This is a genomic window from Stenotrophomonas sp. YJH_SMC_133, assembly GCF_059370655.1.
On the sequence record NZ_JCAFTW010000002.1, the window covers coordinates 367497 to 392702 of the forward strand.

Genomic DNA, 25206 nt, shown 5'->3' on the forward strand with positions numbered 1-25206 from the left:
TGTATACTGTCCCCCAGTATAGTTCCGAGATGGCCCGCCATGCCGCACTCCCCCGAAGAGAAGAAAAAGGTCCTGGCCCGCGTGCGCCGCATCCGCGGCCAGTGCGATGCGCTGGACCGCGCGCTGGAAGCCGGCGCCGACTGCGGGCCGGTGCTGCAGCAGATCGCCGCCATCCGTGGCGCGGTCAACGGCCTGATGTCCGAGGTGATGGAGGCTCATCTGCGCGAGGAGTTCGGGCAACCCGCAGCCTCCGATGAACAACGCGCCGAACGCGTGCGCGACATGAGCGCGTTGATCCGCTCGTACCTGAAATAAACGATGGCGCAACATGGCGCCGCCCATCCTGTCATTGCCTGTCTCTGGAGAGTCCACCCATGAAATCCCGTGCCGCCGTCGCCTTTGGTCCCGGCCAGCCGCTGCAGATCGTCGAGATCGACGTCGCCCCGCCGAAGGCAGGCGAGGTGCTGGTGAAGATCACCCATACCGGTGTCTGCCACACCGATGCGTTCACCCTGTCCGGCGATGACCCGGAAGGCCTGTTCCCGGTGGTGCTGGGCCATGAAGGTGCCGGCATCGTGGTGGAGGTCGGCGAGGGTGTGACCAGCGTCAAGCCCGGCGACCACGTGATTCCGCTGTACACCGCCGAGTGCGGCGAGTGCCTGTTCTGCAAGAGCGGCAAGACCAACCTGTGCGTGGCCGTGCGCGCCACCCAGGGCAAGGGTGTGATGCCCGATGGCACCAGCCGCTTCAGCTACAACGGTGAGCCGCTGTACCACTACATGGGTTGCTCGACCTTCAGCGAGTACACCGTCGTTGCCGAAGTCTCGCTGGCCAAGATCAACCCGGACGCCAACCCGGAACATGTCTGCCTGCTCGGCTGCGGCGTCACCACCGGCATCGGCGCGGTACACAACACCGCCAAGGTGCAGGAAGGCGACAGCGTGGCCGTGTTCGGCCTCGGTGGCATCGGCCTGGCGGTGATCCAGGGTGCACGCCAGGCCAAGGCCGGCCGCATCATCGCGGTGGACACCAACCCGTCCAAGTTCGAGCTGGCGCGCGAATTCGGTGCCACCGACTGCATCAATCCGAAGGATTTCGACAAGCCGATCCAGCAGGTCATCGTTGAAATGACCACCTGGGGCGTGGACCACAGCTTCGAGTGCATCGGCAACGTCAACGTGATGCGCGCGGCGCTGGAATGCGCGCACCGTGGCTGGGGCCAGAGCGTGGTGATCGGCGTGGCCGGTTCGGGCCAGGAGATCTCCACCCGTCCGTTCCAGCTGGTGACCGGGCGCAAGTGGATGGGCACCGCCTTCGGCGGCGTGAAGGGCCGCAGCCAGCTGCCGGGCATGGTCGAGGATGCGATGAAGGGCGATATCGAACTGGCTCCGTTCGTCACCCACACCATGGACCTGGACAAGATCAACGACGCCTTCGACCTGATGCATGAAGGCAAGTCGATCCGTTCGGTGGTCCACTACTGAGCCGCGTCATGGGCTGGTTCGATGCCCTGCGCCGGCCGCGTGCGGAAGACCCGCGCGCGGCCCTGGTGGTGCCGATCGAGCAGGCGTTGCGTGCGCTGGGCTGGGTCGACGGCGAGGTGGGACCACCGCGTGCGGTGACTTCGGCCTTCGGCAGCGACGATGGCATGCCGTTCGAGCAGTGGCTTGCGCAGGTATTCCTGCCGCGCCTGCACGAAGCCCGCGCCGACGGCCAGTGGCCACCACGCAGCGACGTGGCGGTGGCGGCGTATCGCAACCTGGACGGCCAGCCTGGCGTCGAATCATTGCTGCGCCTGCTGGCACAGCTGGATGAACGGATCAACCAAGGCATCCACGCCGGGCGTGGATAACCCGACCAAGGTCGGCATCTACCAGAAGCACGCGTGCGCTGACGCGCCGCGCAGGAGAGCACCATGGAACGCATTGAACACCGCGCATGTTTTGGCGGCTGGCAGGACGTCTACCGCCATCATTCGACCACGCTGGGCTGCGACATGCAGTTCGCCGTGTACCTGCCACCGCAGGCGGAAACACAGAAGCTGCCGGTGCTGTACTGGCTGAGCGGCCTGACCTGCACCGAGCAGAATTTCATCACCAAGGCCGGCGCGCAGCGTTATGCGGCCGAGCACGGTGTGATCATCGTCGCGCCCGACACCAGCCCGCGCGGTGATGACGTAGCCGATGCCGAGGGCTACGACCTGGGCAAGGGGGCAGGGTTCTACCTCAATGCCACCCGCGCACCGTGGGCGAAGCACTACCGCATGCATGACTACGTGGCGCAGGAGCTGCCGGCGCTGATCGAGGCGAACTTCGCGGTGACCAACGCGCGCGCGATCAGTGGCCATTCGATGGGCGGCCATGGCGCGCTGGTGATCGCGCTGCGTAACCCCGGGCGCTATCGCAGCGTGTCGGCGTTTTCGCCGATCGTCGCGCCCAGCCACGTGCCGTGGGGGCAGAAGGCCTTCCATGCCTATCTGGGCGACAACCCGGCCGACTGGGCGCAATGGGATGCCTGCGAGCTGATCGCTATGGCTGACGAGCGCCTGCCGCTGCTGGTCGACCAGGGCGAGGCGGACGAGTTCCTGCAGACCCAGTTGCAGCCGCAGCGCCTGCAGCAGGCCTGCGACGCCGCCGGCCATCCGCTGACCCTGCGCCTGCAGCCCGGCTACGACCACAGCTACTACTTCATCGCCAGCTTCATCGGCGAGCACATCGCCCACCACGCCCGCGCCCTGCAGGGCTGAGGGCTTTCCGGTAGCGCCGGCCGCTGGCCGGCAACCTGCAGCCCTGTGATTCATTGGGTTTGCCGGCCAGCGGCCGGCACTACCATCGCGGTGCACTCGGAGTGTCGTTTTGCCGCAGTGGATCACGCCGCTGTGGCGTGCCGGCGCGCTATCGTGCGCGTAGACGGCCTTGCGGATCGGGGGGATGCATGCCGGTAGTGCTGGCGCTGCTGTATGTGCTGTGCCATGGCCTGGTGCTGGCCCTGTGGCCTGGCCCCGCCGGGGTAGGCTCCTTCGTTTTCCTGACCGGCGCACCGCTGCTGGCCGCCGCCGCGTGCCTGGTGCGGGCGCAACGTGACCGCGCCGCTCTGGGCTGGCGTTCTACCGCGATGGCACTGCTGCTGTGGGCCGGCGGCATGACGTTCAACATGGTGGATGCGCTGGGTGCCGGCCGGGCTGACTTCACCCCACGCGTCAGCCTGTTGTTGTACGTGCTGTATGGCGTGCCCCTGGTGTTCATCCTGGCGCGGGCACGCCGCGAGCGCCTGAGCATCAGCCTGATCGACGCGGCGATGGCGGCGCTGCTGGGTGTGCTGTTCTTCGTGCACACCGCATCGTTCGCCGCCCGTGTCGAGGTCGACGCCCATGCGATGTCCAACATGCAGCGCATGTTCGACATCCAGAACCTGTGTATCGCCGCGTTCGCCGTGGTGCGATGGCTGGCCGGCGACGTGCCCGAACGGCGCAGGTTCTTCCGCGCACTGGCGCTGTACGCGATGGCCTATCTGCTGGTGGCCTACTACATCAACCATTACACGTCCGACGATGCATTCGGTGCGTTCAACGATCTGCTGATTGACATACCTTTCCTGCTGATCGCCTGCCTGGCGCTGGACACGGCGCCGGACGCAGGCACAACGCCGCACCCGCGGCTGGCGAGGACGGTGCAGGCCGCCGGTCCGATCATCCTGCCATTGCTGCTGCTGGTGGTTGGCACGCTGGTGGTCGATCATGCGCGGCCGTTGGCCGTTGCCGGCTTCGTCGTAGCCACCCTTGGCTTCGGCCTGCGCAGCGTCCTGCTGCAGACCGATCTTCTGGAACGCCAGGCAGCACTGGATCAACTGGCGCGGCAGGATGGCCTGACCGGCGTGGCCAACCGCCGCGAGTTCGACGCACGGCTGACGTCCGAGTGGAATCGCGCACGGCGCAGCGGCACCGAGCTGGGCCTGCTGCTGGTGGATATCGACCACTTCAAGGCCTTCAACGACCAGCACGGCCATCCAGCCGGTGATCGTTGCCTGCAAGCGGTGGCCGGGGTGCTGAAGGCCATAGCCGGTCGCGGTGGTGACAGCGTTGCGCGTTATGGCGGTGAAGAGTTCGCCGTCATCGTGCCCGGAAGCCCGTTGTCGGGCGTGCTGGCGCTGGCCGAGCGGCTGCGCGAAGCGGTCGAAGCGCTGCCATTGCCGGAAGGCCCGGTCAGCATCAGCGTCGGCGTGGGTTACCTGCATCCGCCGGCTCTGGCCAGTGCCGATCAGTTGCTGGCAGACGCCGATGCCGGCCTGTATGCCGCCAAGCGGGCTGGCCGCAACCAGGTGATCCTGCATGCGCACGTGCTGGATGACGAGGGCAGCACGCACGGAACGATGGACTGCTGAGCAGCTCTCTGCATGCGATCACACGGGGGGCGCGACGGCTTATCGCTGCCGCAACCAGCCGGTCGGATCGAGCAGCCTCAGCCCGACCGGTGACAACGAGCGCTGCCGCAACGGCAGGTTTGCCGCCTGCACGGCCATCGCACAGCGTGCCAGTTGCCGGCGCAAGGGTGCCAGCGTGTCGTCTTCGCGGGGCCGCGCATGCCGCCATTGTGCGATGCGCAGCAGGCAGACCAGCAGGTCCAATTCGCTGGCGGCAATGAAGGGAGAGCCGGCCGGCAGCAGATCGATCGGAGCGGCGGGGGTGGCCAGCAGCGGCAGCAGGCCGATGAAGGCGTCGCATCCCTCCTGGCCAAGCCCGAGTCCGCTCAGCTGGGCAAGGCCATCGGCCTGCAGATCGGGGTCGCGCAACTGCCGTATCGCGCCCAGCAGCGCCTGTTCGCCGCGGCCGAACTGTCGACCGAAGGCGCGGTAGTTGACCCGGGTGGGAAACAACGGGGAACGGGAGGCCATGGTGGCTAGGGCTGTGGGTCGCGGGTTTCCACCAGCACCGGACAGGGCGCGTGGTCGATGGTCCATTGCCCGATCGAGGGTTCGAACAGGCGTTCCAGCCGGGACAGGTGGCGGTGGCCGATGACGATCAGGTCGCACTTCAGGCGCCGGGCCTGCTCGCTGATCACTTCGCCCGGGTCGCCGGAGGGAATCTGCGCGATGGCGTCAATGCCGCGTTCGCGCAGCTCGGCCAGGGCTTCGGCCAGCACCGCTTCGGCCCGCGAGCGCTGGCGGGCGGCTTCCGGGTACTCGATGCGGTCGGCTTCGCTGGCATCGGCCGCCAGCGCGAATTCGGGGTCGAGCACGCACAGCAGGTGCAGGCGGCTGTGGGGGCCGGCGATGGCGGCGGCCAGGTCGAGCACGCGTGCGTGCTGGGGGCCACCATCCAGGGCGACCAGCAGGGTATTGAACATGGATGTCTCCTTGGCAGGCCGGGGATGGTCGCCGATGTCACCGCGCGCACCCATGCCGTGCGCGGCAGTCAATGAATGCGTCGAACGCAATCCACCGTGGTTGCAAGTGCCGTAAAGTCATCTGATTTACTGGAGACTGTCATGCCCCTGCCGGACCTGAACCTGTTGCTGGCACTGGACGTGCTGATTGACGAATGCAGCGTGGCCGCCGCCGCGCGCCGGATGAACCTGAGCGCGCCGGCGATGAGCCGTACCCTGGGCCGGATCCGCAACGCGCTGGGCGACCCGGTGCTGGTGCGTGCCGGCCGCGGTCTGGCGCCCACGCCCCGCGCCCTGCAGCTGCGCGAGCAGGTCCGCGATGTGATCGAGCAGGCCCACCGCGTCTTCAACGCCGGTCGTGAAGTGGACATGCGCGTGCTCGAGCGGACCTTCAGCGTGCGTGCCAATGATGTGTTCGTCGGGGGGTTCGGCGGACGCCTGCGCGAGCTGTTCCGCCAGCAGGCGCCGCGCGCAGTGCTGCGCTTCGTGCCCGAGGGCGATACCGATGACGATGCGATGGCGCAGGGCCGGATCGACCTGTACATCAGCACGGCCGGCAAGCATGCGCCCGATACCAAGGTGCAGAACCTGTTCAGTACCTCGTTCATGGGCGCCGCGCGCGAAGATCATCCGTTGTTCGATGAGGAGATCAGCGCCGAGCGTTTTGCCGCCTGCGACCACATCGCGGTGTCGCGCCGCGGCCTGCCGCGTGGTCCGATCGATGATGATCTGGCCGCGCTGGGCCTGCAGCGGCGGGTGGCGCTGATCAGCCCGACCTTCCACGGCGCGATCTTCGCGGCGGCCGAATCGGACCTGATCCTGCCGCAGATGCCGAGCGTGATGCTGGAGCGGATCGTCAGCATGCGCCTGCCGCTGCGCCTGTTCCCGCTGCCGATCCCGGTGCGGACCGCCGCCATCGTGCAGGCCTGGCATCCACGCCTGGACAACGACGCCGCCCACCAGTGGCTGCGGCGCTCGATCAAGACCATGTGCGAAAGCGCAGGGGAGGCCCCGCGCTGACATCTGCATGCGTGCGCCTGGCGCACGCCTGGGATGCGGGTTGCGCCATTTTTCGCAGGGTACCGGCTCCCTAGACTGCGCTCCCCGGAGTTTCACTGAGCGCATTCCAATGACCCCCAACATGCCGTGCACTGCACGGATAGGTGCCCGGCGATGAGTACGCCGGCCGCCGCTGTCCCGGCCGCCGCAGCGCCCCGTCCTGCCGCCGCCCCCGGGCTCGATCGCCGCATTCTGGTCGGCCTGTGTGGCGTGCTGCTGGCGGTGCTGGTGTCGGGCTTCAACGAGAACATCACCAAGGTCGCCCTGGCCGACATCCGTGGGGCGATGGGTTTCAGCGTCGACGACGGCAGCTGGATCGTCGCCCTCTACAGCGCGATGTCGGTCAGCGCGATGGCCTTCGCACCGTGGTGTGCCGCCACCTTCTCGCTGCGCCGCTTCGCATTGGCGATGATCGGTGGCTTCATGGTGCTGGGCGTGCTGTGCCCGCTTGCCCCGAACCTGCAGGTGTTCCTGCTGCTGCGCGCGCTGCAGGGTCTGTGCGGTGGCGCGCTGCCGCCGCTGCTGATGAGCGTGGCGCTGCGCTTCCTGCCCCCGGGCATCAAGCTGTACGGCCTGGCCGGCTACGCACTGACGGCGACGTTCGGCCCGAGCATGGGCACGCCGCTGGCCGCGTTCTGGGTCGAGCAGGTGGGCTGGCACTGGGCGTTCTGGCAGATCGTGCCGTACTGCCTGGCCGCCATGGCGATGGTCGGCTGGGGCCTGCCTCAGGACCCGCTGCGGCTGGAACGCTTCGCCCAGTTCGATGGCGTCGGCCTGCTGCTGGGCCTGCCGGCGCTGGTGCTGCTGGTGCTGGGCCTGGTGCAGGGCCCGCGGCTGAACTGGTTCGACTCGCCGATGATCACGCTGATGATCGGTGGCGGTGCCGGCCTGATGGTGCTGTTCATGATCAATGAATGGTTCCACCCCTTGCCGTTCTTCAAGCTGCAGCTGCTGGCCAACCGCAATCTCAGCTACTCGCTGGTGACGCTGGGCGGCGTGCTGTTCGTGCTGCTGGCAGTGATCTCGATCCCGTCCGGGTTCCTGGCCAGCGTGCAGGGCTACCGGCCGCTGCAGACCGCACCGATGCTGCTGTGGGTGGCGCTGCCGCAGGTGATCGCGCTGCCGCTGGTGGCGGCGCTGCTGAACATCCGCGCGGTGGACTGCCGCTGGGTGCAGGCCACGGGCCTGGCGATGCTGGCGCTGGCCTGCTGGCTGGGCTCGCACCTGGACGTGGCCTGGATCCGCGACAACTTCCTGTGGGTGCAGCTGCTGCAGGTGTTCGCGCAACCGATGGCGGTGCTGCCGCTGCTGATGCTGGCCACCGGCGGCCTGGCGCCGCAGGACGGCCCGTTCGCCTCGGCCTGGTTCAACACGGTCAAGGGCTTCGCTGCCGTGCTCGCCGGTGGCGTGCTGGATGCCGTCGCCCAGGGCCGCCGTCATTTCCATTCCACCGTGCTGGTCGACCGCCTTGGCGAGCAACCGTGGCTGGCCGATGGCCCGCAGCTGGGCGCGCGCCTGCATGCACAGGTGCAGGCGCTGACTTCGGCCGACCTGTACTGGGTGGTCGCACTGGTGGCGCTGGCCTTCATTCCCCTCATTGCCTGGATGCCCACCCGCATCCATCCGCCACGTGCCGTGGCCTGAACCTTTCGCAGGAACCCCCTCATGACGATCAATCGAACCACCCTCAACACCGGCCTGGGCCTGGGCGTGCTGGCCCTGGCCGTCGGCGCGTGGCTGCTGCTGCGCGATGGCGGCCACCAGACCACCAACAATGCGTACGTGGTGGCCGACTACACCCTGGTAGCGCCGAAGATTCCCGGCTTCGTCAGTGCCGTGGAAGTCGAGGACAACCAGTCGGTGAAGGCCGGTGATGTGCTGGCCCGCATCGACGACCGCGACTACCAGGTCGCCCTGCAGGCGGCCCGTGCCGACCTCGCCAATGCCCGTGCACAGCTGGCCAATGCGCAGGCCGCACTGGCCCAGCAGGACTCGTTGATCGCGCAGGCCAGGGCCAGTGTCGATGTCAGCCGTTCCGAACTGACCCTGGCCAGTGCCGACCAGCAGCGTTACCGCGAACTGGCCCGTGACGGCGCCGGTACCGTGCAGAACGCGCAGCAGGCGCAGTCGAAGCAGGCCGTGGCCAGTGCGCATCTGCAGCAGGGCCAGGCCGCGCTGTCGACCGCACGCCAGCGCACCGACATCCTCAGCGCGGGCGTGCAGGCTGCACAGGCGGCGGTGCAGCGTGCGGAAGCGGCGCAGGCACGCGCCGAACTGGATCTGTCGCACACCGTGCTGCGCGCACCGATCGATGGCATGGTCGGTCGCCGCGCGGTGCGCGTGGGTGCCTACCTGACGCCCGGTACGCCGGTGGCCGCGGTGGTGCCGCTGAAGCGCGCCTTCGTGGTCGCCAACTTCCAGGAAACGCAGATGACCCGCATGCAGGCCGGCCAGCAGGTCGAACTGAAGGTGGACGTATTCCCGGGCAAGCCGCTGCGCGGGCACATCGACAGCATTGCACCAGCCACCGGCGTCACCTTTGCTGCCGTCGCACCAGAGAACGCCACCGGCAACTTCACCAAGGTGGTGCAGCGCATTCCGGTGAAGATCGTGCTGGAGCCGGGCCAGCCGCTGCTGGACCAGCTGCGTGCCGGCATGTCGGTGGAAGCCAGCGTTGACCTGGGCAGCCGCGCGCGCGCGCAGAGCGTGCAGCACAGTCCGGGCCACAAGAGCGGGGAGGGCGCATGAGCGCAGTCACCGTGTTCCGCACCTTCGTTGCGGCCAGCCTGTGCACGGCCCTGGCTGCCTGCACGATGGGTCCGGACTTCGTACGCCCGCAGGCGGAACTGCCCAGCCACTGGCAGGGTGAGGCCGTCGCCGGCAACGCCATCGACCAGGACGCGGCCTGGTGGGCCGGTTTCGACGATCCGCTGCTGGGGCAGCTGGCCAACCAGGTGCTGGCGGCCAACCTGGACCTGCAGCTGGCGGCCAACCGCGTGCAGCAGAGCCGTGCTGCACGCGGCATCACCGCCGCCGATCGCCTGCCCAGCGTCAGCGCGAGCGCCAGTGGCGTGCGTGCACGCAACAGCGAGGTGGGCCTGAATGATCCGTCCGGCAACGGCGGCCGTGATGACTACGGGCTGTTCCAGGCCGGTATCGGCCTGAGCTGGGAACTGGACCTGTGGGGCCGCGTGCGGCGCCAGGTGGAAGCGGCCGACGCGCGCGTGCAGATGGCCGAGGAGGATGCACATGCAGTGCGCATCGCGCTGCTGGCGGAAACCGCGCGTGATTACCTGCAGCTGCGCGCGACGCGGCAGCTGCTGGCGATCACCGAGGACAACCTCAGCATCGCCCACGACATCAAGCGCCTGACCGAAGCACGCCAACGCCAGGGTGTGGCCAGCACGCTGCAGGTGTCCAGCGCGGCCGCGCAGGTGGCATCGCTGCAGGCACGCATCGCGCCGTTGCGGCATCGCGAATCGCAGCTGCGCAATGCGCTGGCGTTCCTGCTGGCGCAGCCGCCGCAGGCGCTGGACGCGCAGCTGCAGGATGCACGCCGTGACTGGCCGGCGTTGCCGGCCGTAGCGGTGGGGCTGCCCAGTGAACTGGCCGAGCGTCGCCCGGACATCCGTCGTGCCGAAGCGGCACTGCATGCGGCAACGGCAGGCATCGGCGTGGCCAAGGCCAGTTTCCTGCCGCGCATCACCTTGAATGGCGACGCCGGCTTCCAGGCCAAGCAGCTCGATGATCTGGATGGCTGGAACGCGCACCGTTTCAGCATCGGTCCGTCGATCAGCCTGCCGATCTTCCAGGGCGGACGGCTGAAGGCCAATCTCGCGCTGAGCAGGCTGCAGCAGCAACAGTCGGCCCTGCAGTTCCGCCGTACCGTGCTGCAGGCATGGCACGAAGTGGATGACGCCATGGATGGCTACAGTGCCGAGCAGCAGCGCACGGTGCAGCTGCACGTGGCAGTGGATGAGAGCGAGACGGCACTGGGGGCGGCGCGCCGGCAGTACCAGGCCGGCGTGGTCGACATGCTGGACGTGCTGACCACCCAGCGCATCGCACTGGACAACCAGGCCGCGCTGGCCAACAGCCAGGCCACCGCCGCGATCGCGCGTGTAGAGCTGTACCGCGCGCTGGGCGGAGGCTGGTAGCGATAGGGAAACGCCGGGCCATGCCCGGCGGTTCGTCGGTAGTTGCCAACCTTGGTTGGCAGTTTTTTTGGAGCGCCAACCAAGGGTGGCGTCTACCAGAGCCCGTCGTGCGCCGGGCCACGTGCTGTGGACCCGGTGGACGCATCAACGCCGGTCCGCTACCTCGCCGTAAAACCAGTATTCCTGTTCCAGACCGTCATCGTGGTCGGTGGGAGGAATGCTGACCTGCACACCTCGCTCCTCAACGCCTTGGGGTAGGACGAGCTGCCATTCGGCGGAAAGACTGCGCGAGGTGATGGCGGTGACCTGGCCATCCGCTGTCGAGGCGACGTGGCCCTGGAAGTACGCTTCGTCCAGGTAAAGGCAAATCTCGCTGGAGAACATCCCTGGCTGGGCGATGCAGCAGGTTACCCGCACAGTAGCTTGTGAAGCGGGCCGCGACTGGATCAGATTTGCGCAGGCGCTGATGAGCGATTGGGCGCAGGCACGCTGGATTCTCAGGGTGGTGGCCGGGCCTTCGATCAGACCGGCTCGGGTCGGAACCTTGTAGTTCCAGTAGCGAGCTTGACTGCCCAACTCCTCTGGCGAGGGAAACGCACCACTGAAGCAGTCAGCCCAATGCTGCAGGTCGCGTAGTCGGCGTGGGGCATCGCGCAGCTTCTTCTCGCCGCGCGTACCCGGCCGGGTGATGGCATCTCTGTTTCTCATTCCCACAGTGTGCCAGCCACATGCGCGGCGGGTTGGAAAGCGCCAACCGAGGTTGGCATCTACCGGAGCAGCCCTCGGAAGCGCCGGGCCATGTCCGGCGGCGCGTCAGTAGTGGCCAACCTTGGTTGGCAGCCGTTTGTGCAAGCGCCAACCAAGGTTGGCGTCTACCAGAGCATGGTCATCGGCACCGGGTCGATCACGACAAGGGCACGGTAGCGCCGGGCCATGCCCGGCGGGCGGGTGCCTCAACGCACGTCGCGCAGTTCCCAGTGGCTGCCGGCCAGCAGGCGCAGGCGCTGCTTGAACACGTCACTGTCGATGCGGGTGGTGGCCACCAGGTTGATGCGCAGGTCCTTCTGCTCGCCGGTCACGGTGGCCTCCGGATCGGTCACGCCCCACTGCGGTTCCACCGCGTCCGGGTCGGGCTGCTTGGCCTTCCAGCGCTCGAACAGCGTGCCGCTGCGCAGGGCATCCTGCAGCTCTTCGGCGAAACCGGCGGCGCCCTGCGAGTGGAAGGACAGGTCAGGGTCATTGCCACGGGCCTTGGACGGGTCGGGCAGGCTGATGTGGTACTGCGCAGGCATGGAGTTCTCCTTGAAGTGCGGCAAGACTGGCACAACCGCAGTGGAATCGATGTGCAGATTCCGGCCGTGGCCAGCGCTCATTCGAACCGATGCGGCCCATCGGCGAAGCCTACGGTGACCGCGCCCTTGCCGACGTTGACCATGCCGGTCAGGCTCATCACCGATTCGTACACGGTCACGCCATGGGTGGCGCAGACCTCTTTCAGCTGTGCGTAGCCGGGCAGGGCACGCAGCTCGTCCAGTTCTCCGCCGTAGCTGACGCACACCGTCGGCGTCATCAGTCCGGCACGTACGCGCTGGCCGACCACCGCGAACAGCTTCTGCACGGCATTGTCGAATCCCTTGATCTTGGCCACCGGCCCGGTCTCGCCGCGGTAGCCGTGCAGCACCGGCTTGATGTCCAGCGCGCTGCCCAGTGCGGCGCTGAGCAGGCCGACACTGCGGTCGCCCTTGTGCCGTGCGCGCGCACGCATGTAGTACAGGTCACGGGTGACCATGTAGCCGTGCACGTTGCCGGCCAGTTCCTCCAGCCGCTCGCGGATCTGCTGCACGCTGGCGTTGCTCTCGCGCAGGCGCACGGCTTCCACCGCGGTCACTGCCTGGGCAGCGAACAGGTTCTGGGTATCGAGCACGCGCAGCGCGAACGGTGAGTTGTAGCCTGCCGCCTGGCGCACCGGCTTGTAGTCGTTGAGGATGGCGAAGCTGGCCTGCAGCGCGTTGTCATGGATCGGGCTGCGGGTCTTGGTGATGGTCATGCAGAACACGTGGTCGTAATCGATCACCAGCTGCTGCAGGAACAGGTCGCGGATCTGGTTGACACTGAAGGGAATGGTTTCCGCCTCGGCGCCGTGTTCGGCCACGTGCGCGTGCAGGAAGCTCAGCGTGGCCTGCTCATCGCGGTGATCGGCCAGCACGGCTTCGCCGATGCGGACGGTGATCGGCAGCAGCACGATGTTGTGCTCGGCAATGAAGTCCTGCGGCAGGTCGCAGGCCGAGTCGACGACGATTCCGATGCGCATCCGCGGCTCCCCCTCCAGGGCGGTTGTAGGTTCGGAAACGTGAAATCTATCTCAAAACCAGAGCCCGCGCCCGAGGGAAAGGCGTCACCCCTGTTCAGCGATCGCGCTGCACCGCCACCGGCAGGCTGTCCAGGCGTTGCCATTCGGGCTGCTGCAGCAGGGCAGGATCGGCCAGCACGGCCGCCATCAGCGGATGGGCGTCGTTGCCCCAGAACAGTTCCTGGTCGATGGCCAGGGTCGGGACCCCGAACACCCCGGCGCCGATTGCGGCCTCGGTGTTGCGCCGCAACTGTTCCTTGACCGCCGGGGCGGCGATGGCGCTGGCGACATCCTCGATGCCCAGCTGCGCACCTGGTTCGCGCAGGGCTTCGGCGCTGTCACCGGCATGGCCGTCGCGCCAGATCCAGTCGAACAGCACGTCCACCGCCTGTGCGCTGGCTCCGGCGGCCAGGCACAGGCGCAGCGCCGACAACGGATTGAACGGATGGCCGGGCGGGAAGCGCATCGGCGTGCACTCGGCCTGCGCGGTCCATTGCAGCTGGCGGTACATGAAACGGCGCTTGGCCGGAATCTCGGCCGGCCCGAGATTGCCCAGGTGATGCAGCACCGCGCCGAAGGCGATCGGCACGGTCTGGATCTGCGCGAACTGCGGCAACTGTTTCAGCTTCTGCCAGTGCAGGTAGGAGTAGGGCGAGACGAAGTCGAAGTACCAGCGCAGGGTGGCCATGGTGGTGTCCTTCAATGCGGTCAGGGCTGCGCATTGCGCTGCAGGTAGCGATCACGCAGGTCGGTCTGGCGCGAGCGCATCGGCATCGCACGCCCGCCCAGCCAGACCTGTTCGGCATAGTGCGCCACGTCCAGCGGGTCGCCTTCCCACAGCACCAGGTCGGCGCGCTTGCCGGGCTCGATGCTGCCGATCTGGTCGGCCACGCCGAACGCCTGTGCGGGTACCCGGGTCAGCCCGGCCAGACCGTCAGCCCAGGGCAGGCCGTTGGCCACTGCATTGCCAGCCAGCTGGCGCATCTTGCGCGCATTGTGGGTGGCGTCGCCGCGCTGCACGAACGACACCGGCACGCCTGCACGCTGCAGGCGTGCGGCGGTTTCCAGAGTGGCACCGATCTGGTCGAAGCTGGCTGGAAGGTTGGCCAGCACGTCGACGAATACCGGCACGTGCGCAGCGGCCAGCTCCGGCGCGACCTGCCAGGCTTCGCTGGCACCGGCAATGGCGATCTTCACCTTCTCGCGTGTGGCCCAGCGCAGCAGCTGGCGGATGTCCGAGGCACGATCCACCTCCACCACGATGCGGCCCTGGCCGGCCAGGTAGCGACTGAGTGTGCGGCGCCCGGCCGGGGTCAGCAGCGCGTGCGGCGAGTCTGCAGCCACCTGGCCGCGTGCTTCGTCGACCATCTGTTGCAGCAGCATCCATTGCGCGGCGCGCGAATGCCCGGTCAGTTCGGAGGCGGCCGCGCCGATGCGCAGGAACAGGGCACGCGGGCCGATCGGGTCGGTGCTGCCGTCCAGCCGCATTACGCCGCCCTGGCCGGCGACGAAACCACCGCCGGTGGCAGCGCCCAGCGCAGTGAAGCCGATGCCTTCCAGGCGCGTGACCGGAATCAGCACCGAGGCCGGGTTGTAGGCGAGCGTGACGTCGAATTCCGGGCGCAGCGGCTGCTCACCGAGCTTCAACGAACTGTCCACCGTGCTTGATTCACCCGAGACCTCTTCGATGCCGGTTTCGGTGATGCCACCGAACAGGGCCGGGGTCAGCGGTCTGCCATTGGCTTCGACCACGGTCGCCCCGGCCGGCGCGGACAGGCCGGGGCCGACCGCGCGGATGATGCCACCCTGGACCAGCACATCGGCGTTGTGCAGGCTGCCGCGTGCGCTGGCTGTGTGCACCGTTGCGTTGCGCACCAGCAGGTCCTGTGCCTGTGCGGATGCGGAGATGCAGGCCAGCACCATGACAGTAGCGCCGAACCATGCTCGGCTGCCCTTCGCGGCAGACTGCGTCAACTGCTTGAGCACCACCATCAGCGCACCTCCTGGCCAAGCTGGAAATCAGAACGCGGCGTCGCTGCCGGTGCACTGCGGTCGTACAACCTGCGGCCATCAATGAAGACCTGCTCGGCCAGCGCGTAGGAACTGAAAGGGTTGCCGTTCCAGACCACCACGTCGGCCATCTTGCCGGCCTCCAGGGTGCCGGTCTGGCCTTCAATGCCCAGCGCCTTGGCGGCGTTGGCGGTCATCCAGGTGATGGCGTGTTCGGGCGTGATCTCCGGCATGCGCGCGCGGCGCGCGGACGCCATCACCTTGGCCGCTTCCTGGTTCAGGCGCTGGATGCCCTCGGGTGAATCGGAGTGGACGATGGCGCAGCTGTTCTTCGGCCGGTCGACCAGCGCGATGTTCTCCGGAATGCCGTCGAAGGCTTCCATCTTGAAGCCCCACCAGTCGGCCCACAGCGCACCGCAGACGCCGTCGGCGGCCAGCCTGTCGGCCAGCTTGTAGGCCTCCACGCCGTGGTGGAAGGCGGCTACCTTGAAGCCGAATTCCTTGGCCAGATCGAGCATGGTGGCCATCTCGTCGGCGCGGTAGCAGTGGATGTGCACGCGGATGTCGCCTTCGATCGCGCCGGCCAGCGTGTCCAGCTTGAGATCGCGCTTGCCGCCGGCATCACCGGCGCTGTCGCCCTTGTCGCTGCCGAACCAGCTCTTGCGCTTGGCCGGCTTGGGTTTGTTCTTGGCGATGTAGTCGGCGGCATCGATGAAGGCGGCACGATAGCCGGCCACGTTGCCCATGCGCGTGGCCGGGGTCACGCCCTTGCCCTCGCCATAGACCCGCTTGGGGTTCTCGCCGCAGGCCATTTTCAGGCCCCACGGCGCACCGGGGAACTTCATCGCCTGGTAGGTGATGGCCGGGACGTTCTTCAGCGTCACGCCGCGGCCACCGACAAGGTTGGCCGAGCCCGGCAGCACCTGCATGCTGGTCACGCCGCCGGCCAGCGCGGTGGCGAAGCCCGGGTCCTGCGGCCACACCGAGTGTTCGGCCCAGACGTTGGCGGTGACCGGTGCGGTCATCTCGTTGCCGTCGCTGTGCGCACCGACACCCGGGCTGGGATACACGCCCAGGTGCGAATGCACGTCGATCAGGCCCGGAGTGACCCACTTGCCCTGTGCATCAATGCGGGTGACGCCCGCATCGGCCTGCAGCTGGCGGCCGACGGCAACGATGCGGCCGTCGCGCAGCAGCACATCGGCGTTGTCCAGGCGCTGGCCGGTACCGGTCAGCACGGTGGAATTCTGGATCAGTACCGGCGCATCGGGATGGGCCTGGTAGGTGCTGGGGTAGGGATCGGCGACAAAGCGCGAGGCGCCCACCGCCGGAGCCGTACTCAATGAAAGCAGCGCCAGGGCCACCCCGGCGCGCAACAACGTCGATGCCATGCAGTTCCCCTTGCAACCTGGTCCAACCGCCGACGCTAGCCCGGTGGTGGCGGGCTTGCCAAGTGACCTTCTTCACAGGACGGTCGACGGCGGCTCGACTGCACCGGCCGGGTGGCCGAAAATACCCGGTCCCCCGCCGTACCGGACCGCCCATGAAAAGCAAGCAGGAAATCGTCGACAACTGGCTGCCCCGGTATACCGGGGTGCCTCTGGACCACTTCGGCCAGCACATCCTGCTGACCAACTTCGGCGGCTACCTGCATACCTTTTCCGAGCTGACCGGTGCGCCGGTCATCGGCCTGGACCGGCCGATGGCAAGCGCCACGATCGACGGCATCACCATGATCAACTTCGGCATGGGCAGCCCCAATGCCGCGATCATCATGGACCTGCTGTCGGCGGTGATGCCCAAGGCGGTGCTGTTCCTGGGCAAGTGCGGCGGCCTCAAGCGCAAGAACCAGCTGGGCGACCTGGTGCTGCCAATCGCTGCGATCCGTGGTGAGGGTACCTCGGGTGACTACCTGCCGCCGGAAGTGCCGGCGTTGCCGGCGTTCGCGCTGCAGCGTGCGGTCTCGACCATGATCCGCGACCTCGGTCACGACTATTGGACCGGTACCGTCTACACCACCAACCGCCGGGTCTGGGAGCACGACGAGGCCTTCAAGGAGCGGCTGCGGGCGATGCGCTGCATGGCCATCGACATGGAAACCGCCACCGTGTTCGCCGCCGGCTTCGCCAACCACATCCCCAGCGGTGCGCTGCTGCTGGTGTCGGACCAGCCGATGATCCCCGATGGGGTCAAGACCGAAGCCTCCGATGCCAAGGTCAGCTCCCAGTTCGTGGAAAACCATATCCAGATCGGTATCGAGGCGCTTAAGCTTATCCGGCGCAACGGCAAGTCGGTCCGCCACCTGCGCTTCGACGAATGATGATGATGGCCTGGCGCGGCGCGCCGGCCTTGGGGAGTAGGTGATGGACGTTGCCGCGCAAGTGGTGGAATTCTGGAAGGAGGCGGGCCCTGCGAAGTGGTTCGCCCGCGACGACGCGTTCGACGCGCAGTTCCGCCAGTTGTTTCTGGATGAGCATTTCGCCGCCGCTTCGCGCGCGCGCGAACATTGGCTGGGCAGTGCCGAAGGGGCGCTGGCCCTGATGCTGCTGCTCGACCAGTTCCCGCGCAACTGCTTCCGGGGTACTGCCCATTCCTACGCCACCGATGGCCTGGCCCGGCATTACGCCATGCGCGCCATCGAGGAAGGCCTGGATCTGCAGCTGGTGCCGAAGCTGCGCGCCTTCATCTACCTGCCGTTCGAGCACTCCGAGGATCCGCTGGACCAGGACCGCTCGGTGGCGATGTTCGACGTGCTGGGTGACAAGGAATACCTGCAGTACGCCGAACTGCACCGCGACATCATCCGCCGCTTCGGTCGTTTCCCGCATCGCAATGCCGTGCTCGGTCGCTTCCCCACGGCGGAAGAACTGGATTACCTGGCCGAAGGCGGGTTCGCCGGCTAAGAAAAAGGGGACGGAGGGAATTAAGTCGTTTATGGCACAAACGACTTAATTCCCTCCGTCCCCTTTTTCAGTGCCGATCAGTACTTCGGCACGCCGTTGTCCACCTCTTCCGACCAGGCGTTGATGCCGCCGGTGACGTTGAACACCTTGGTGAAGCCCAGTGCACGGAACTGCTCGGCAGCCTGTGCGCTGCGGCCGCCGTGGTGGCACATGAAGGCCAGTGCGGTGTCCTTGGGCAGGGCCTCCAGCTCCGCACGGCCGTTGCCGTCGAAACTCTTGAACGGCACGCCCACGGCAGCGATCTCGCGCTCCTCGGCCGGGCGCACGTCCACCAGGGTGATGTTGCCGGCACGCACCAGGTCATCGGCATCACGCACGCTGATTTCCTGCACCGGCTTGGGTGCGTTCGGATTGTCGATGGCCAGGCCCTTGCCGCGGATGTCGTCCACCCAGTCGATGGTGATGCCGTTAGCGCGACGCGCGCTGGCCAGGTCGAACTGCACGCGCAGGCCGTTGGACTCGGCAGCGATCGCGCCTTCGTCGTGCGGAGCCAGCTGGAAGTTCGGCTGGAAGCCGGCGTCGATGCTCAGCTGCAGGGCAGCGCCCGGAGCGTCGGCCAGCGCGCCCTTGAGCATTTCCACGGCGGCCGGGGTGACGGTGATGCTCGGCGGGGTGCGGTCCGGTGCGGCCAGGCCCAGCACGCTGCTCAGCTCGCCGCTGGCGGCCATCTGCAGCACAATGTCGCTGCCACCGACCAGTTCGCCGTCGATGTACAGCTGCGGGATGGTCGGCCAGTCGCCGTAGGCCTTGATGCCTTCACGGATTTCCTGGTCGGCCAGCACGTTGACGTGGGCGAACTCGACGCCGAGATCCTGCAGGGCGCCCACGGCCTTGGCCGAGAAACCGCACTGCGGCATCGACGGCTGGCCCTTCATGAACAGCACGACGCGGTTGGCGTTGAGGATGGATTCGATGCGCGAACGCAGGGCGGGATCGAGGGACATGGACGTCGGGTTTCCGGGAATTCGAATCATCAATTCTACCCCTCATGGCATCATGGGGGATGAGCAACGCAGGAACATTGCATCGCATCCCGACCCGGCCCTGGCGCTGGCTGCCCTGGCTGGTGGCGTCGCAGTTGGCCGTGATCCTGGTATGGGTACTGGCAGGCTGGCACTGGGGCCTGCCGCTGATGGTGGCCAGCCACGCGCTGTTCATGGTGCCGATATTCCTGCCCAACAGCCGCTTCTACGCACCGGTGCTGAGCCGGTTGCCAGAGGCCGGCAACAGCGTCTGGCTGACGATCGATGACGGCCCCGGCCCGGAAACCCGCGCCGTGCTCGACCTGCTGGACCGCCACCAGGCGCGCGCCACCTTCTTCCTGGTGGGGGAACGTGCGCTGGCACAGCCGGAACTGGTGCAGGAGATCCTGCGCCGCGGCCACGACCTGGGCAACCACAGCCACAGCCACCCACAGGCGCGCTTCTGGCGTCTGGGCCCGGCGGCGATGCGGGCCGAGATCGAGGGCTGCCAGCATGCACTGCAGGCCCTGAGCGGGCATCCAGTGCGCTGGTACCGCTCGGTAGTGGGCATGACCAATCCGTTCGTGGCACCGGTGTTGAAGGCGCTGGGCCTGGTGCGCGTGGGCTGGAGTGCCCGGGGCTACGACGGCGTCGGCTGCACGCCGGAGGGCGTGCTGTCGCGGCTGTTGCCTGACCTGCAACCCGGCGCCATCGTGCTGCTGCATGAGGGCGCCGCCCACGGTCACAATCGCGTGATCATCGAACGCGTTCTGCAGGCGCTGGACGAGCGGGGGCTGAAGGCGCGGCTGCCGGTCCTGTAAACCAGGCTTCTGGCCGCTTGGGGCAGCCGGGCGTGGGCTCGCCCCTACAGGAATGGTCGCGAGGCCATCCACGCATGGCGTGGATCTACCGCAACAGCACAGCCGAGCGTGGGCTCGGCCTACAACGCGGGGCGTTTGGCCACCAGCAGCCAGCTGTTGAAGGGGGTACGCCCGTGCAGCGGCCGGGGTGCGGTCACCTGCAATCCAGCTTCGGCAAGCGTTGTCTGCAATACCTGCGGATCGGGGTAGTGGCGCGGTCGCGTGCCCATCCAGCCGATCAGCCAGGCCAGCCGGTCCGCCACCCGCGTGGTGCGGTCGCGGCCATCGCCGGTGGCCAGCGGCGTGCGCAGCAGCAGGCGGCCGCCGTGGGCCACCTGTGCGCTGGCCGCGCGCAGCAGTGCCTGCTGTGGGCCCGCGTCCAGGTACTGCAGCACGTCCAGCAGCAGGACGTGCCCGGCCTGCGCCGGCAGCGGCGCCTGCACATCCACGCAATCGAAGCGCACGTCATGCAGGTCGGCGGCAGCACGCTGCGCGCGGGTGATCTTGCCGGCATCCACGTCCACGCCAAGGTAGCGCTGGGTACCGCCGCGCTGGCGCAGTACATGGGCGAACAGGCCCAGCCCGCAGCCCAGGTCCAGCACCGGCTGTCCATCGTCAGGCAGATGCTGCAGCACGCCGTCGTACAGCGGATCGCTGCCGAGCTTGCCGCGGGTGTAGTAGTAGTCGCGGCGGCTGCCCCAGGCCTGCGCCGGGCGGAAGGCCTCGGCAATCAAGCGGGCCTGCGGGGCCGTCAGGGGAGTGCAGGGCAGGGGCGGGCCGTTCCGTGGCGTGCCGTCCATCGCCTCAGTCCGTGCCGCCAAGCAGGTGCGCGGCCACCGGCAGCGCGCGTGCGCTCCACAGCGCGTACATCCGCGCCGAAGGGTGCAGGCCATCCTCGGCGATCATCGTCGGGTCTTCGCCCTGTGCGCGGCTGATATCGGTGATGTCGACGAAGGCCACGCCCTGCTGGGTGCTGATCACTTCGGCTGCCGCGTTGAACTCGTCGGTCTCGATCTCGATCGCGGCCAGGTCGCGGCCACTGCCTGCGCCGAACGGGGTCGCGCCCCAATCGGGGAAGGACAGCACCAGCACGCGTCCGGCATCACCGCCAGCAAAGCCGATCGCCCGCTGCAGAAGCGCCAGGAACTGGCTGCGGTATTCGTCCAGCGGACGCCCGCGGTACTGGTTGTTGACGCCGATCAGCAGGCTGACGAAATCGAAGGGCCCCTGCGGCGCAGCCGCATCGATGCCCGCATCGAGTTCGTCGGTGGTCCAGCCGGTGGTGGCGATGGTCTGCGGATCGGACAGCTCAATGCCCTGCGCACGCAGCGTGGCGGCCAGCTGGTGTGGCCAGCGGCCTTCGACTGCAACCGCTTCACCGATGGTGTACGAATCACCCAGCGCCAGGTAGGACAGCGCCACGCTCAGGCCACCGAACGGCGCGGCTTCAGCGGCACGACCTTGGTCGCGTCCTCGGCACGTCGCGCCAGCACGCGGTCGATGCGCGCGAACACATCGCGCATCACCGAGGCTTCCGGCATCAGGGTCACGCGGAAATGATGGCGATAGGGCACGTTGAAGCTCGAGCCCGGCACCACCAGCACGCCTTCGTTGTTCATCAGGTCCAGCGCGAAGTTGTGGTCGTCGAAGCCCTTCGCAGCGGCGCCGACCACGGCCGGGAACGCGTACAGCGCGCCGGCCGGTGCGACCAGCGACAGGTGCTCGCTGGCTTCGCAGGCCTCGATGACCGCGCGGCGGGTTTCATACAGGCGGCCGCCCGGCGTGCACAGTTCGGAAATGGTGTCCGGACCGTTCACCGCGGCCTCGATGGCGTACTGGCCCGGCACGTTGGCGCACAGGCGCAGCGCGCCCAACAGATCCAGTGCCGCGCGGAAGTCACCCAGGCGGGCATCGTCGCCGCTGAGGTGGGCCCAGCCCACGCGCCAGCCGCAGGCGCGGTGCACCTTGCTCAGGCCGCTGAAGGTCAGGCACGGATGATCACCGGTCAGCGGCGCGACCGGCTGGAACACCGCGTCGTCGTACAGGATCTGGTCGTAGATCTCGTCGACCAGCAGCAACAGGTTGTGGCGGCGTGCGATCTCCACCACGCGCTCCAACAGTTCGCGCGGGTAGCTGGCGCCGCTGGGGTTGTTCGGATTGATCAGCACGATGGCGCGGGTGCGCGAGGACACCAGCGTCTCGATCTCGCTCGGGTCCGGCTGGAAGCCGTTCTCCGGTGCGCAGCGGTAGTACACCGGACGGCCATCGTTGAGGATGGTCGAGGCCGACCACAGCGGGTAGTCGGGCGAGGGCACCAGCACTTCATCGCCCGGGTTGAGCAGCGCACGCAGCGACAGGTCGATCAGCTCGCTGACGCCATTGCCGAGGAAGACACGGTCAGGGTGCGCATCGGGCGCGCCACGACGGGCGTAGTAGCTGGCGATGGCTTCGCGCGCCACCGGCAGGCCCTGCTGGTGCGTGTACGGGTCGGTGCGGCCCATGTCGTCAGCGATCGCACGCTGCAGGTGCTCCGGCGCGCGGAAGCCGAAAGCGCCCGGATTGCCGATGTTGAGCTTGATCAGCTTGCGGCCCTGCGCCTCCAGCTCCCGGGCTCGCCGCGCCAGTTCTCCGCGGATTTCGTAGCGCACTTCGGAAAGGCGCTCGCGGATGGCCAGGGGCTTGGGCGAGTTGGTGGACATGGGAGCTGGGCCGTCAAAAGGCATGGGGCTTCCATCCTACCGGAATTGCTGCAATGCATGGCAAGGGCGCCGGGCCCGTCATTGCTGGGCTGGCAGGGCGCCGGCACAGGTAGAATGGCGGCGATGACCCAGACCCCCGATTTCATCGCCCTGCAGACCATTGGCTGGCCCTGGCCGGGCCCGGCGCAGCAGGCCGACTGGCAGGCCGCAATGGCCGCACATCCGCAGGCCCGCCCGGCACGGGTGATCGAACAGCACCGCACCCACTACGTGGTGGCCGATGGCCCGGATGCGTCGATCAAGGCCGAGTCGCTGCCGGAATGGCAGCGCCCGCGCTTCCCCAGCCATGAACGGCCGGCGGTGGGTGACTGGGTGCTGCTCGATGGCATCCGCATCGTCGCCCTGCTGCCACGCCGCACCGCGATCAAGCGAGGCGCCGCCGGCGAGCACTACCACCAGCAGGTGATCGCGGCCAACATCGACACGGTGTTCATCGTCTGCGGCCTGGATGCCGACTTCAATCCGCGCCGCATCGAGCGCTACCTGCTGCTGGTCGGCGGTGGCGGTGCCGAACCGGTGGTAGTGCTGACCAAGGCTGACCAGACCGAGTACAGCGAAGACGCGCTGGCGGTGCTGGAAGAGCTGGAGATGCAGGGTATCGCGCTGCATGCGATCAATGGCCTGGATGCCGACAGCGTGGCGGTGCTGCAACCGTGGCTGGGCCCGGGCCGCACGGTGGTGCTGGTGGGCTCGTCCGGTGCCGGCAAATCGACGCTGACCAACACCCTGCTGGGCGAGCAGCGGATGAAGACCAACGCGGTGCGCGCCAACGATTCGCGCGGACGCCACACCACCACGCACCGCGCACTGATGCCGCTGCCGACCGGCGCCTGCCTGATCGACACCCCCGGCATGCGCGAGCTGAAGCCGACCGGTGAAGAGACGCTGTCCGAAGGCGGCTTCGCCGATATCGAAGCGCTGGCCGCACAGTGCCGTTTCAACGACTGCAAGCACCAGCAGGAACCGGGCTGTGCCGTACGCGCAGCGATCGACGCAGGTGAGATCGAAGAGAGCCGGCTGCTCAACTACTTCAAGCTGAAGGAAGAAGTGGCCGCCGCCGCCGCCAAGCTGGCGGTCCGCCAGGCCGAGACCGCGCAGGAGCGTGGCGGCAAGAAGGGCAAGGGCCAGCAGTTCCGCCCGGCCGGCAAGCCGCGTAGGCGTTGATCGGTACCGCGGGGTCGGATCCCATTGCACCGCAATGGGCGCTGACCCCTGCAATGAACCCGCCTCTGTCTGCTTCGGGCGGATGCCAACTGCCCGCTCCTGGTAGGTGCCAACCCTGGTTGGCACGGGTGTGTCCGAAGCCCGCCGTCGGCGGATGCCAACCAACGTTGGCACCTACCAAAGCAAGGGCAGGGCGCTATAGTCCGCGCATGGAACCGACTGCGACGCTGGACCGTGACGTGGCCCACCATGCAGCGCTCGATGCGCGCCTGGTCGAGGCCGTGGGAGGCATCCGCCTGCTGGGCCTGACCAGTTGGCCGGCAACGGTGCAGGCACCGTTCCTGGACAGCGTGGCACGTGGTCAGCCGGTGCTGCCGAAGGTGGATTACCCACGGCTGGACTTCAGCGAAGAACGTCGCGCGCTGGCCGCGATCGCCGCCGACTGCGACGACAGCCACCCACTGGGCCACTACGTGCGGCAATCGGCGCAGAGCTGGGACCTGGCCGCGCAGCTGCTGGAAGGGCTGGGCACCGCCGCCGTCGATACCTGTTCGGTGCAGCTGTTCGGCGCGCCGGAGCAGCCGCTGCCGGGCAATGGCCCGAGCACGCGCGAAGCGGCGCGCCACTTCATCCAGATTGCCGCCGAACTGGACCACGAACTGCTGGCGCCGGAAGAGCAGGTGCCAGTGTCGGCCATCGCCCTGCAGCTGCAGCTGCAGAACGACCTGGATGCCTTCTTCGAATCGCGCATCATCCAGGTACAGCTCGACCCGGAACTGGTGTCCAAAGCAGCTGCCGGCCCGACCCGCATCCGACTGCGCACCAGCGCCCGCTTCAGTGCCTATGACCGCGCGCAGCTGTTCCACCACGAAGCGCTGGTGCATTCGCTGACCGCATTGAATGGCCGCGAACAGCCGGTGCTGCCCAGCCTGGCATTGTCCTCGCCACGGGTGACCGCCACCCAGGAAGGTCTGGCCACCTTCGCCGAGCAGATCACTGGCAGCATCGACATCGAGCGCCTGAAGCGCATCAGCCTGCGTACCGAAGCGATTGCGATGGCACGCGAAGGCGCCGATTTCATCGAAGTGTTCCGCTATTTCTGCGACGCCGGGCAGAATGCGGAGGAGAGCTTCGCCTCGGCACAGCGCGTGTTCCGCGGCGTGCCGCCGAATGGCGGCCTGGCCTTCACCAAGGACACGGTGTACCTGCGCGGCCTGGTGTCGGTGCACACCTTCTTCCGCCACATGCTGGCCGAGGACCGCCTGCAGGTCTGCCGCTGGTTGTTCGCCGGCAAGATGAGCCTGACCGATGCGATCGCGTTCGCGCCGTTGTTCGAGGCGGGGGTGCTGAAGCCGCCGCGCTGGCTGCCGCACTGGGTGAGCCGGGCGAACGGCCTGGCCGGGATGCTGGCGTTCTCGCTGTTTGCCAACCGGATACGGATGGACCAGCTGGCGCCGGAATGAAATGCGTTGGCGGGATGATGCGCTGGCGCCTCGATTGATGTCGCTGGGCGGCGGTGGGGCACCCTGGCCAGGACACGC

At 67.8% G+C, this 25206-nt stretch carries 26 protein-coding genes; 14 read left to right on the plus strand and 12 right to left on the minus strand.

Features of this window, described 5'->3' with window-relative positions; translation table 11 throughout:
* Nucleotides 1–39 precede the first annotated feature (39 nt).
* From frmR to AC5P78_RS04240, 5 genes are all read left to right on the plus strand, one after another.
* Nucleotides 40–315 (plus strand): formaldehyde-responsive transcriptional repressor FrmR, encoded by a 276-nt coding sequence (frmR, locus tag AC5P78_RS04220; protein WP_005411009.1) that lies wholly within the window; start codon nucleotides 40–42, stop codon nucleotides 313–315.
* 59 nt (nucleotides 316–374) lie between these two features.
* Nucleotides 375–1484, plus strand: coding sequence for an S-(hydroxymethyl)glutathione dehydrogenase/class III alcohol dehydrogenase (locus AC5P78_RS04225; protein WP_005411008.1), 1110 nt, complete (start codon nucleotides 375–377; stop codon nucleotides 1482–1484).
* 8 nt (nucleotides 1485–1492) lie between these two features.
* On the plus strand, nucleotides 1493–1852 hold the full coding sequence (locus AC5P78_RS04230; protein ID WP_005411007.1) for a YqcC family protein: 360 nt from the start codon (nucleotides 1493–1495) through the stop codon (nucleotides 1850–1852).
* 63 nt (nucleotides 1853–1915) lie between these two features.
* Entirely contained in the window at nucleotides 1916–2746 is an 831-nt protein-coding gene (gene fghA, locus AC5P78_RS04235) for an S-formylglutathione hydrolase (protein ID WP_049459665.1), read from the plus strand.
* A gap of 188 nt (nucleotides 2747–2934) precedes the next feature.
* Nucleotides 2935–4380 carry a GGDEF domain-containing protein gene (locus AC5P78_RS04240; protein ID WP_099474242.1) on the plus strand — a complete coding sequence of 482 codons (1446 nt, stop codon included), beginning with the start codon at nucleotides 2935–2937 and terminating at the stop codon, nucleotides 4378–4380.
* Between the two features lie 39 nt (nucleotides 4381–4419).
* On the opposite strand, the gene AC5P78_RS04245 is transcribed toward AC5P78_RS04240, so the two are convergent.
* Nucleotides 4420–4890 (minus strand): hypothetical protein, encoded by a 471-nt coding sequence (locus tag AC5P78_RS04245; protein ID WP_005411004.1) that lies wholly within the window; start codon nucleotides 4888–4890, stop codon nucleotides 4420–4422.
* A gap of 5 nt (nucleotides 4891–4895) precedes the next feature.
* Nucleotides 4896–5342 (minus strand): universal stress protein, encoded by a 447-nt coding sequence (locus AC5P78_RS04250; protein ID WP_005411003.1) that lies wholly within the window; start codon nucleotides 5340–5342, stop codon nucleotides 4896–4898.
* A gap of 141 nt (nucleotides 5343–5483) precedes the next feature.
* On the opposite strand from AC5P78_RS04250, the gene AC5P78_RS04255 reads away from it, so the two are divergent.
* The 4 genes from AC5P78_RS04255 (at nucleotide 5484) to AC5P78_RS04270 (ending at nucleotide 10597) form a co-directional block, all read left to right on the plus strand.
* Nucleotides 5484–6401 carry a LysR family transcriptional regulator gene (locus AC5P78_RS04255; RefSeq protein ID WP_043034033.1) on the plus strand — a complete coding sequence of 306 codons (918 nt, stop codon included), beginning with the start codon at nucleotides 5484–5486 and terminating at the stop codon, nucleotides 6399–6401.
* 153 nt (nucleotides 6402–6554) lie between these two features.
* Entirely contained in the window at nucleotides 6555–8084 is a 1530-nt protein-coding gene (locus tag AC5P78_RS04260) for an MFS transporter (RefSeq protein WP_012481237.1), read from the plus strand.
* Nucleotides 8085–8105: 21 nt separating this feature from the next.
* Entirely contained in the window at nucleotides 8106–9188 is a 1083-nt protein-coding gene (locus AC5P78_RS04265; RefSeq protein ID WP_012481236.1) for an HlyD family secretion protein, read from the plus strand.
* Nucleotides 9185–10597, plus strand: a complete 1413-nt coding sequence (locus tag AC5P78_RS04270; protein WP_043034035.1) for an efflux transporter outer membrane subunit — start codon at nucleotides 9185–9187, stop codon at nucleotides 10595–10597. The genes AC5P78_RS04265 and AC5P78_RS04270 overlap by 4 nt, the downstream gene beginning before the upstream one ends.
* Before the next feature lie 144 nt (nucleotides 10598–10741).
* On the opposite strand, the gene AC5P78_RS04275 is transcribed toward AC5P78_RS04270, so the two are convergent.
* From AC5P78_RS04275 to AC5P78_RS04300, 6 genes are all read right to left on the minus strand, one after another.
* The gene (locus AC5P78_RS04275) at nucleotides 10742–11305 is read right to left on the minus strand and encodes a DUF3916 domain-containing protein (protein ID WP_014038449.1); all 564 of its coding nucleotides are present in this window, start codon (nucleotides 11303–11305) and stop codon (nucleotides 10742–10744) included.
* Nucleotides 11306–11550: 245 nt separating this feature from the next.
* Nucleotides 11551–11889, minus strand: coding sequence for a hypothetical protein (locus AC5P78_RS04280; protein WP_005410998.1), 339 nt, complete (start codon nucleotides 11887–11889; stop codon nucleotides 11551–11553).
* 77 nt (nucleotides 11890–11966) lie between these two features.
* On the minus strand, nucleotides 11967–12908 hold the full coding sequence (locus AC5P78_RS04285; protein WP_005410997.1) for a DegV family protein: 942 nt from the start codon (nucleotides 12906–12908) through the stop codon (nucleotides 11967–11969).
* A 94-nt stretch (nucleotides 12909–13002) separates the two neighbouring features.
* Nucleotides 13003–13635 carry a 2-hydroxychromene-2-carboxylate isomerase gene (locus tag AC5P78_RS04290; protein WP_414498591.1) on the minus strand — a complete coding sequence of 211 codons (633 nt, stop codon included), beginning with the start codon at nucleotides 13633–13635 and terminating at the stop codon, nucleotides 13003–13005.
* 20 nt (nucleotides 13636–13655) lie between these two features.
* On the minus strand, nucleotides 13656–14939 hold the full coding sequence (locus AC5P78_RS04295; protein WP_414498592.1) for an amidohydrolase family protein: 1284 nt from the start codon (nucleotides 14937–14939) through the stop codon (nucleotides 13656–13658).
* On the minus strand, nucleotides 14939–16348 hold the full coding sequence (locus tag AC5P78_RS04300; RefSeq protein WP_099561397.1) for an amidohydrolase: 1410 nt from the start codon (nucleotides 16346–16348) through the stop codon (nucleotides 14939–14941). Before AC5P78_RS04300 ends, AC5P78_RS04295 begins: the two co-directional genes overlap by 1 nt.
* A 152-nt stretch (nucleotides 16349–16500) precedes the next feature.
* Here AC5P78_RS04300 and AC5P78_RS04305 point away from each other — a divergent pair, with 152 nt between their 5' ends.
* Together AC5P78_RS04305 and AC5P78_RS04310 are read left to right on the plus strand one after the other, a co-directional pair.
* Nucleotides 16501–17277 carry an AMP nucleosidase gene (locus tag AC5P78_RS04305; RefSeq protein WP_235650084.1) on the plus strand — a complete coding sequence of 259 codons (777 nt, stop codon included), beginning with the start codon at nucleotides 16501–16503 and terminating at the stop codon, nucleotides 17275–17277.
* A gap of 43 nt (nucleotides 17278–17320) precedes the next feature.
* Nucleotides 17321–17860, plus strand: a complete 540-nt coding sequence (locus AC5P78_RS04310; RefSeq protein WP_005410992.1) for a DUF924 family protein — start codon at nucleotides 17321–17323, stop codon at nucleotides 17858–17860.
* A gap of 77 nt (nucleotides 17861–17937) precedes the next feature.
* Here the strand turns inward: AC5P78_RS04310 and grxD are convergent, their stop codons facing one another.
* Nucleotides 17938–18864 (minus strand): Grx4 family monothiol glutaredoxin, encoded by a 927-nt coding sequence (grxD, locus tag AC5P78_RS04315; protein ID WP_033835209.1) that lies wholly within the window; start codon nucleotides 18862–18864, stop codon nucleotides 17938–17940.
* Nucleotides 18865–18923: 59 nt separating this feature from the next.
* Here grxD and AC5P78_RS04320 point away from each other — a divergent pair, with 59 nt between their 5' ends.
* Nucleotides 18924–19703 carry a polysaccharide deacetylase family protein gene (locus tag AC5P78_RS04320; RefSeq protein ID WP_033835208.1) on the plus strand — a complete coding sequence of 260 codons (780 nt, stop codon included), beginning with the start codon at nucleotides 18924–18926 and terminating at the stop codon, nucleotides 19701–19703.
* Nucleotides 19704–19822: 119 nt separating this feature from the next.
* Here the strand turns inward: AC5P78_RS04320 and AC5P78_RS04325 are convergent, their stop codons facing one another.
* From AC5P78_RS04325 to AC5P78_RS04335, 3 genes are read right to left on the minus strand one after another with little or no spacing between them, the layout of a single operon-like run.
* Nucleotides 19823–20542, minus strand: coding sequence for a class I SAM-dependent methyltransferase (locus AC5P78_RS04325; RefSeq protein ID WP_043034037.1), 720 nt, complete (start codon nucleotides 20540–20542; stop codon nucleotides 19823–19825).
* A 4-nt stretch (nucleotides 20543–20546) separates the two neighbouring features.
* On the minus strand, nucleotides 20547–21164 hold the full coding sequence (locus AC5P78_RS04330) for an SGNH/GDSL hydrolase family protein (protein ID WP_065183173.1): 618 nt from the start codon (nucleotides 21162–21164) through the stop codon (nucleotides 20547–20549).
* A 2-nt stretch (nucleotides 21165–21166) separates the two neighbouring features.
* The gene (locus tag AC5P78_RS04335) at nucleotides 21167–22441 is read right to left on the minus strand and encodes a pyridoxal phosphate-dependent aminotransferase (protein WP_495217151.1); all 1275 of its coding nucleotides are present in this window, start codon (nucleotides 22439–22441) and stop codon (nucleotides 21167–21169) included.
* A gap of 114 nt (nucleotides 22442–22555) precedes the next feature.
* On the opposite strand from AC5P78_RS04335, the gene rsgA reads away from it, so the two are divergent.
* Nucleotides 22556–23665 carry a ribosome small subunit-dependent GTPase A gene (gene rsgA / locus AC5P78_RS04340; RefSeq protein WP_032965961.1) on the plus strand — a complete coding sequence of 370 codons (1110 nt, stop codon included), beginning with the start codon at nucleotides 22556–22558 and terminating at the stop codon, nucleotides 23663–23665.
* Between the two features lie 209 nt (nucleotides 23666–23874).
* Entirely contained in the window at nucleotides 23875–25128 is a 1254-nt protein-coding gene (locus tag AC5P78_RS04345) for a flavohemoglobin expression-modulating QEGLA motif protein (protein WP_005414439.1), read from the plus strand.
* Nucleotides 25129–25206 lie beyond the last annotated feature (78 nt).

Coding starts and splice junctions, on each gene's coding strand:
- frmR (WP_005411009.1), top strand. CDS start 40: ATGCCGCACTCCCCCGAAGAGAAGAAAAAGGTCCTGGCCCGCGTGCGC.
- AC5P78_RS04225 (WP_005411008.1), top strand. CDS start 375: ATGAAATCCCGTGCCGCCGTCGCCTTTGGTCCCGGCCAGCCGCTGCAG.
- AC5P78_RS04230 (WP_005411007.1), top strand. CDS start 1,493: ATGGGCTGGTTCGATGCCCTGCGCCGGCCGCGTGCGGAAGACCCGCGC.
- fghA (WP_049459665.1), top strand. CDS start 1,916: ATGGAACGCATTGAACACCGCGCATGTTTTGGCGGCTGGCAGGACGTC.
- AC5P78_RS04240 (WP_099474242.1), top strand. CDS start 2,935: ATGCCGGTAGTGCTGGCGCTGCTGTATGTGCTGTGCCATGGCCTGGTG.
- AC5P78_RS04245 (WP_005411004.1), bottom strand. CDS start 4,890: ATGGCCTCCCGTTCCCCGTTGTTTCCCACCCGGGTCAACTACCGCGCC.
- AC5P78_RS04250 (WP_005411003.1), bottom strand. CDS start 5,342: ATGTTCAATACCCTGCTGGTCGCCCTGGATGGTGGCCCCCAGCACGCA.
- AC5P78_RS04255 (WP_043034033.1), top strand. CDS start 5,484: ATGCCCCTGCCGGACCTGAACCTGTTGCTGGCACTGGACGTGCTGATT.
- AC5P78_RS04260 (WP_012481237.1), top strand. CDS start 6,555: ATGAGTACGCCGGCCGCCGCTGTCCCGGCCGCCGCAGCGCCCCGTCCT.
- AC5P78_RS04265 (WP_012481236.1), top strand. CDS start 8,106: ATGACGATCAATCGAACCACCCTCAACACCGGCCTGGGCCTGGGCGTG.
- AC5P78_RS04270 (WP_043034035.1), top strand. CDS start 9,185: ATGAGCGCAGTCACCGTGTTCCGCACCTTCGTTGCGGCCAGCCTGTGC.
- AC5P78_RS04275 (WP_014038449.1), bottom strand. CDS start 11,305: ATGAGAAACAGAGATGCCATCACCCGGCCGGGTACGCGCGGCGAGAAG.
- AC5P78_RS04280 (WP_005410998.1), bottom strand. CDS start 11,889: ATGCCTGCGCAGTACCACATCAGCCTGCCCGACCCGTCCAAGGCCCGT.
- AC5P78_RS04285 (WP_005410997.1), bottom strand. CDS start 12,908: ATGCGCATCGGAATCGTCGTCGACTCGGCCTGCGACCTGCCGCAGGAC.
- AC5P78_RS04290 (WP_414498591.1), bottom strand. CDS start 13,635: ATGGCCACCCTGCGCTGGTACTTCGACTTCGTCTCGCCCTACTCCTAC.
- AC5P78_RS04295 (WP_414498592.1), bottom strand. CDS start 14,939: ATGGTGGTGCTCAAGCAGTTGACGCAGTCTGCCGCGAAGGGCAGCCGA.
- AC5P78_RS04300 (WP_099561397.1), bottom strand. CDS start 16,348: ATGGCATCGACGTTGTTGCGCGCCGGGGTGGCCCTGGCGCTGCTTTCA.
- AC5P78_RS04305 (WP_235650084.1), top strand. CDS start 16,501: ATGAAAAGCAAGCAGGAAATCGTCGACAACTGGCTGCCCCGGTATACC.
- AC5P78_RS04310 (WP_005410992.1), top strand. CDS start 17,321: ATGGACGTTGCCGCGCAAGTGGTGGAATTCTGGAAGGAGGCGGGCCCT.
- grxD (WP_033835209.1), bottom strand. CDS start 18,864: ATGTCCCTCGATCCCGCCCTGCGTTCGCGCATCGAATCCATCCTCAAC.
- AC5P78_RS04320 (WP_033835208.1), top strand. CDS start 18,924: ATGAGCAACGCAGGAACATTGCATCGCATCCCGACCCGGCCCTGGCGC.
- AC5P78_RS04325 (WP_043034037.1), bottom strand. CDS start 20,542: ATGGACGGCACGCCACGGAACGGCCCGCCCCTGCCCTGCACTCCCCTG.
- AC5P78_RS04335 (WP_495217151.1), bottom strand. CDS start 22,441: ATGTCCACCAACTCGCCCAAGCCCCTGGCCATCCGCGAGCGCCTTTCC.
- rsgA (WP_032965961.1), top strand. CDS start 22,556: ATGGCGGCGATGACCCAGACCCCCGATTTCATCGCCCTGCAGACCATT.
- AC5P78_RS04345 (WP_005414439.1), top strand. CDS start 23,875: ATGGAACCGACTGCGACGCTGGACCGTGACGTGGCCCACCATGCAGCG.